This is a genomic window from Streptomyces calidiresistens (genome assembly GCF_014141525.1).
Lineage (GTDB): Bacteria > Actinomycetota > Actinomycetes > Streptomycetales > Streptomycetaceae > Streptomyces > Streptomyces calidiresistens.
Genome location: NZ_VKHS01000325.1, coordinates 1 through 5,799 on the forward strand (window position 1 = coordinate 1; position 5,799 = coordinate 5,799).

At 72.7% G+C, this 5,799-nt stretch carries 7 protein-coding genes and 1 pseudogene; 3 read left to right on the top strand and 5 right to left on the bottom strand.

From position 1 onward, the window contains the following. Positions 1-225 precede the first annotated feature (225 nt). Positions 226-1,239, top strand: a complete 1,014-nt coding sequence (locus FOE67_RS29320; RefSeq protein ID WP_228473888.1) for an LCP family protein — start codon at positions 226-228, stop codon at positions 1,237-1,239. A 149-nt stretch (positions 1,240-1,388) separates the two neighbouring features. On the opposite strand, the pseudogene FOE67_RS30790 reads toward FOE67_RS29320, so the two are convergent. Continuing rightward, positions 1,389-1,538 (bottom strand): annotated as a pseudogene (locus tag FOE67_RS30790) (helix-turn-helix domain-containing protein); the annotation flags it as partial. A 335-nt stretch (positions 1,539-1,873) separates the two neighbouring features. Between FOE67_RS30790 and FOE67_RS14480 the strand changes: the two are divergent. Continuing rightward, positions 1,874-2,674, top strand: a complete 801-nt coding sequence (locus tag FOE67_RS14480; RefSeq protein WP_182664320.1) for a DUF4232 domain-containing protein — start codon at positions 1,874-1,876, stop codon at positions 2,672-2,674. 112 nt (positions 2,675-2,786) lie between these two features. Here the strand turns inward: FOE67_RS14480 and FOE67_RS14485 are convergent, their stop codons facing one another. From FOE67_RS14485 to FOE67_RS14495, 3 genes are all read right to left on the bottom strand, one after another. Beyond that, complete coding sequence (locus FOE67_RS14485) at positions 2,787-3,173, bottom strand: VOC family protein (RefSeq protein ID WP_143616985.1); 387 nt, start codon at positions 3,171-3,173, stop codon at positions 2,787-2,789. After that, on the bottom strand, positions 3,170-3,463 hold the full coding sequence (locus FOE67_RS14490) for an ArsR/SmtB family transcription factor (RefSeq protein WP_182664322.1): 294 nt from the start codon (positions 3,461-3,463) through the stop codon (positions 3,170-3,172). Before FOE67_RS14490 ends, FOE67_RS14485 begins: the two co-directional genes overlap by 4 nt. Positions 3,464-3,652: 189 nt before the next feature. After that, the gene (locus FOE67_RS14495) at positions 3,653-4,120 is read right to left on the bottom strand and encodes a tectonin domain-containing protein (protein WP_323384929.1); all 468 of its coding nucleotides are present in this window, start codon (positions 4,118-4,120) and stop codon (positions 3,653-3,655) included. Positions 4,121-4,444: 324 nt separating this feature from the next. Between FOE67_RS14495 and FOE67_RS14500 the strand changes: the two genes are divergently transcribed. Then, the gene (locus FOE67_RS14500) at positions 4,445-5,194 is read left to right on the top strand and encodes a class I SAM-dependent methyltransferase (protein ID WP_182664324.1); all 750 of its coding nucleotides are present in this window, start codon (positions 4,445-4,447) and stop codon (positions 5,192-5,194) included. A 241-nt stretch (positions 5,195-5,435) separates the two neighbouring features. On the opposite strand, the gene FOE67_RS14505 is transcribed toward FOE67_RS14500, so the two are convergent. After that, on the bottom strand, positions 5,436-5,799 hold a 364-nt coding region (locus tag FOE67_RS14505), incomplete at its 5' end, for an ATP-binding protein (protein ID WP_228473890.1).

Genomic DNA, 5,799 nt, shown 5'->3' on the forward strand with positions numbered 1-5,799 from the left:
GTGCGGTGCCCCGGTTCCCATCATGACCCGGGGGGCCGACAGGTCCGGGGGCGCGTGAGGCCGAGGGGGCGCGCCCCCGTCGCGCGCCCCGTGGCCCTCCGGCCGGGTTCCCGTCCCCGGGGCCCTCTCCGGTCGGTCCCTTCCGTGGGTCGGTGCGGCGGGGGCCGCACCACGCCGGTGGCCCGAAGAACCTGACCGGGCGTCAAATGCTGACAAAATGCGCATATGCCTGTCAAACGATCCGGTGGCGGTCGCCGCCGATGGCTGCGCGGGGTCACCGGTGCCCTCGGGCTGGCCCTGGTCGGGACGCTGGCCCTGGCCCTGGGCGCCGGCTGGTGGCTCTACCGTTCCCTGGACGACAACATCACCACCGACCACGCCGCCGCCGAGGCGCTGGAGGCGGCCTCCTCCGACCGTCCACCCGCCGGTGCCGCCCGCACCGTGCTGGTCATCGGCTCGGACCGGGAGGGGGGCCACCCCAACGAGCGCTCCGACACCGTCGTCCTCCTGCGGCTCGCGGCCGAGGGGGACCGTGCCGACGTCGTGCACGTGCCGCGCGATCTGATCGTGGACATCCCGCGCTGCGCCGGGCCCGACGGCGGGGGGTCCACCCCGCCGAGCCGCGCGCAGTTCAACTGGGCGTTCCAGTTCGGCGGCGCCGCCTGCACCATCCGCACCCTGGAGGAACTCACGGGGGTGCGGATCGACCACCACATGGTGGTCGACTTCTCGGGCTTCGTGCGGTTCGTGGACGCCGTCGGCGGGGTCGAGGTCGAGGTGACGGAGGACGAGTCGGACTGGCACGTCGGCCACGAGCTGACCGCCGGGCGTCACCTGCTGGACGGTCGGGAGGCCCTGGCCTACGTCCGGGCCCGTCAGCTGGTCGGCGACGGCAGCGACCTGAACCGGATCGCCCGCCAGCAGGAGTTCTTCGGCCTGCTCTACGCCCGGGCCCGCTCGGACAGCACGCTGATCAACCCCGCCCGTCTCTATCCGGTGCTGGAGGCGGCGACCTCCTCGCTGACCACGGACGCCGGCCTGGACTCGCCGGCCGAGCTGTACGCACTGGCCCGTCGGTTGCGGGAGGTGCCGCGCGACGGTCTGGTCTTCCGAACCGTCCCGGTGCTGCCGCATCCCGAGCTTCCCAACCGGTTGGCCCTGGATGGCCCGGCGGCCGAGGCCCTCTTCGCCGAGCTGCGGGATTCCGCTCCGGAGGGGGGATCGACCGCGTCGGACTGAGCCGGCGGCGCGCCGCGCCCGGACCCCTCCGGGGGCCCGGGCGGGGCCTTCCGTCCCCGCTGTTCGTCCGCCGCCTCCCACCGCAGCCGCAACTCCCGCAGTTCCCCCGGCGTCGCCCGGCACGCGCGGGCGAACCGCTCCACCGCCCCGTACTCCATCGGCACCGCCTCACCGTTGCAGTACCGGTGCAGGGTGGACGTACTGGTGTGCAGCTTCCTGGCGAGCGCTCCGTAGCTGAAGCCGGAGCGTTCCTTCACCTCTCGCAGCAGCGCCGCGAACTCCTCCGCCTCCCGGGACATCCCGTGGCTCCCCCTCTGCCGGCCGTCGACGTGCCGGCGCGCCTCCGGCCGCCGTCCCCTCGTCGGTACGGACACCGAGCATGAAACCACCTCGCCCGGGCCCCGGCCGACCACGACACCGGATTGGCCGGAAGGGAACCGTTCCGTCCCGGGTGGAACGGTGTTCGCACAGGTGGGAGGGGGGTGGAATGTTCCGGCGTCCCGTGGGTGCCGTTCCACGTGGCGGTCGCCGACCCGGGACGGGCAGCGTGAGGGACGTGCCGAGGGAAACGCCCCGACACCGGTCCACGGCCCTGAGCCGGGGCCCTCACCGCTCGACGAAAGAAGACGTACCCATGTCCCGCAATCGCACCCTGTCCCGTGGCCTCGTGGCCGCCGGTCTGACCGCCGCCTCGCTCGCCCTGGCCGCCTGCCAGTCCGGCTCGGACGTCTCCTCCCCGGGGGGCGGCACCGCCGTGGACCGATCCGCGCCGGTGGTCGAGGAGAGCCCGGTGGAGGACACGGCGGCCGGGGAGAACACCGCGGAGGACACGCCGGCCGAGGGCGCCGCCTCCGACAGCGGGGCACCCGCCGCGGGGGCCACGAAGGTCCCGGCGGAGGGCACCGACGCCGGGGAGACCGCACCGGTCCCCGTCCCGCGGGAGAACGGTCCGTCGGCCGTCCCCGCCGGCGACCGCCGGGGGAAGGAGGACGGTTCCCGCACCGGGAAGGACGTTCCCGTCCTGCCGGCGTGCACCCCCTCGACCACCAAGCTCACCGTGGCGCCCGTGTCCCGGCCGGTCAACCACCTGCTGCTGACGGTGACCAACACCGGCAACACGGCCTGCGCCCCCTACAACCACCCGTACCTGCGCTTCGACGGGGGGCAGTCCGTGATGCAGGTCGTGCGGTCCAGCATCCCGCAGGCGGTGGTGGTCCTCGAGCCGGGAGAGTCCGCGTACGCGGGCATCAGGACCTCCTCGGCGGACGACAGCAATGTGAGGCCCGTCGAAGGGCTCGAGGTCTTCCTCACCGACCGGAACGGCCGGACGGTCGGGAACGCCGTCACCCTGCCCGTGCCGGCGGGGACGGCGGAGGGGGCCTCCGCCGCCGTCACGTACTGGCAGAGCGACCGGGCCGACGCCCTGATGTGGTGACGCTCCGGTGAGCGGTACCGCATGCCCCGGGCCGGTGTCGCCCGTCCCCCACGGGGGTGGGGACGGGCGACACCGGCCCGGGGCACCTCCCGGCGGGGGAGACGGAAAGTTCCTACGCCGCCCGGGCGATCTGGAGAAGGTTGCCGCAGGTGTCGTCGAGAACGGCCACCGTGACGTTCCCCATCTCCACCGGCTCCTGGACGAACCGCACTCCCAGGGCGCGCAGGCGCTCGTACTCGGCGTGGACGTCGTCCACCGCGAAGGAGGTCACCGGGATGCCGTCGCGCATCAGTGCCTCCCGGTAGGGACCGACCGCCGGGTGTCCGGCGGGCTCCAGCACCAGTTCGGTGCCGTCGGGATCCTCCGGGGAGACCACGGTCAGCCATCGGTCCTCACCGAGGGGGACCTCGGTCTTCTTCACGAAGCCCAGGACCTCGGTGTAGAAGCGCAGCGCCTTGTCCTGGTCGTCGACGAACACGCTCGACAGGTGGATTCTCATGCCCCGGTCTCCGGTCTCTCGGGTGCGAGCCATCGGGTGACGATGTGCCGCAGGGGTTCGGTGTTGAGGTGGTGGAACTTGTAGCGACCCTCGCGACGGGCGCGGACCAGTCCGGCGGCCTCCAGGACCGCGAGGTGCTGGCTGATCGCCTGACGCGAGGAGCCGAGGCCGTGGCGGACGGCGAGCCGGGAGCAGATCTCGAAGAGGGTCTGACCGTCGCGTTCGGTCAGCTCGTCGAGGATCGTCCGGCGGGTGGGATCGGCCAGGGCCTTGAACAGATCGTCCGACACCACACCAGCATAGGCAAGTGGTCACTTGCCTATCAAGTGGGAGTGAGCTCCGCCCGGAACCGTCACGCGGACCTCACCGGAGGGAGTCGGGTTCCGGGTGACCGCCGCCCCGAACGCGCGGACGCCCGGGCGCGCGTCACACGCGCCCGGGCACATGACCGGGCCCCCCTCATGCGGGCCGGGAAGGGATCAGCCCTGCCCGTCGCCCACGTAGCGGTAGATGTTGCCGTTGGCGTTGACGCCCCACACCGTGCCGTCGGCGGCGGCCCCGATGTCCGTCAGGGCGCCGGGGATACGAATCCACGGATTCGCGTCGTTACCGCTGTAACGGTAGATGTTCCCCGCCGAATTCACCCCCCACACATTCGTCCGCGAACCCGCCGAGATCCGCGTCAGAGCCCCCGACACCTGCACCCAGGTCGTCGACCCCCGATCCCCCGCATAGCGGTAGATGTTCCCGTTGGCGTTGACGCCCCACACCGTACCGTCGGCAGCCGCACCGATATCCGTCAACCCACCCGGAACCTGATTCCACGGACTCCCATCATTACCGCTGTAACGGTAGATGTTCCCCGCCGAATTCACCCCCCACACATTCGTCCGCGAACCCGCCGAGATGGCGGTGAGAGCGCCCGAGATCTGCACCCAATCGGCCACGCCGCTTTCCCCTTCCGGTACGGAACACTGCACCCCATTTCTGAACCGGCGGAAGAAAACCAAACGACTCGCCCGGGGAACCCGGTGACAGAAGGACGGAAAAGCGATGTTTGACGTGATGTTCCCGCGTCACCGGGCCCCGGAGCGCCTGGTCGGCACAAGACGGTTGTCCGGAAAGGAAATGACCCACACGAGGGAAGCGAGACCAGCGGGTTGACCCCGTCGACCCGCTCTTCGCGGGGACTCGCGCCCCCGCCGACCGCCGACGAGCCCGTGGCGGAAACCCGGATGCGAGGACCGGCCACGGCACGTCAGGCTCGGTCCATGACCCCGACGCCGTGGACGCCGCCCGCCTGGTACCCGGAGGAAATCGACACCGCCGGACCGGAACACCTCGACCCGGCGTTCGTCGCCGGCTTCGACCGCAAGCAGGGGTATCCGGACCCGGCGGAGGACCTGGCCGCCCTGCGGGCCGCCGGCGTCGGCCCGGACGCCACGGTGATCGACCTCGGCGCCGGCACGGGCCGCTTCGCGTTCGCCGCCGCACGGGAGTTCGGCCGGGTGGTGGCGGTGGACGTCTCCCCCGCCATGGTCGCCCACCTGCGGGAACGCGCCGCCGAGGGCGCCGAGAGGACCGGCGATCGCGTGCCGATCGTCGTGCGGGGCGGGTTCCTGTCGTACCGGCACGAGGGTCCGCCGGCCGATGCCGTGCACACCCGGCACGCCCTGCACCAACTGCCGGACGCCTGGAAGGCCGTGGCGCTCACCCGGATCGCGGGGATGCTGCGGCCCGGCGGGATCCTCCGCCTGCGGGACCTGATCCTGGATTTCCGCCCGGCGGAGGCGGAGGAGCGGCTGAACGCCTGGCTCGCCGAGGCCCCCGACCCGGAGACCGACCCCGGTGTGGACCCGAGGACCAGGTACGTCCGCGCCGACTACGTCGAGCACCTGCGCACCGAGCACAGCACCTTCCGGTACCTGCTGGAGGCGATGCTGGACGACGCCGGGTTCGAGCTCCTGGACGCGGACTTCCCGCACCCGGTGTTCGGCGCCTACACCTGCCGGCGCCGCTGACCGCCCCGGCACGGCGGCCCGGCCGATCCCGGCAGCGGTGGGGCCGGGGACCCGATGCCCCGACCCCGGAAGAGGGGCCGGCGGGGACGGCGATGGGCGCCGGGCCGACGGGGTGGGCCCGGGGGCCCGGGCCTCCGGACCGAAGGGGAAAGCCGGAGGAAGAAGCCGGCGAGGAAGGCGAGGACGAGCAGCGCGAGAAGGCCGAGCCCGTACAGCGGGGCGGGGATGTGGGCGACGGCGTTCACGCGGCCAGTCCCCACCGCAGTTCGAACCAGACGCACTTCTCGCCGGGTCCGGGCACCGGCCACTCCCCGAACGATGCCCCGGGGGCGGGCGCGAAGGTGTGCGCGGCGGCGTGCCAACTGATGCCCCAGGCGTGCGCGAGGAGACCGAACAGGGCCATGCCCCGGCCGTGTTCGGTCTCCGGGTCGGGGTGCCGCCACACGGGCAGTGCCTCCGGCGCCGTGTCCACGACGGCGACCACCACCCGGGCGTCGAGAAGAACGGTCCGCACGAGGATCCGCGACGTGGTGGTGTGCCGGTAGACGTTGGTGACGGCCTCGCTGACCAGCAACTTCGCCGTCTCCGCCACCTCCTCCCAGCCC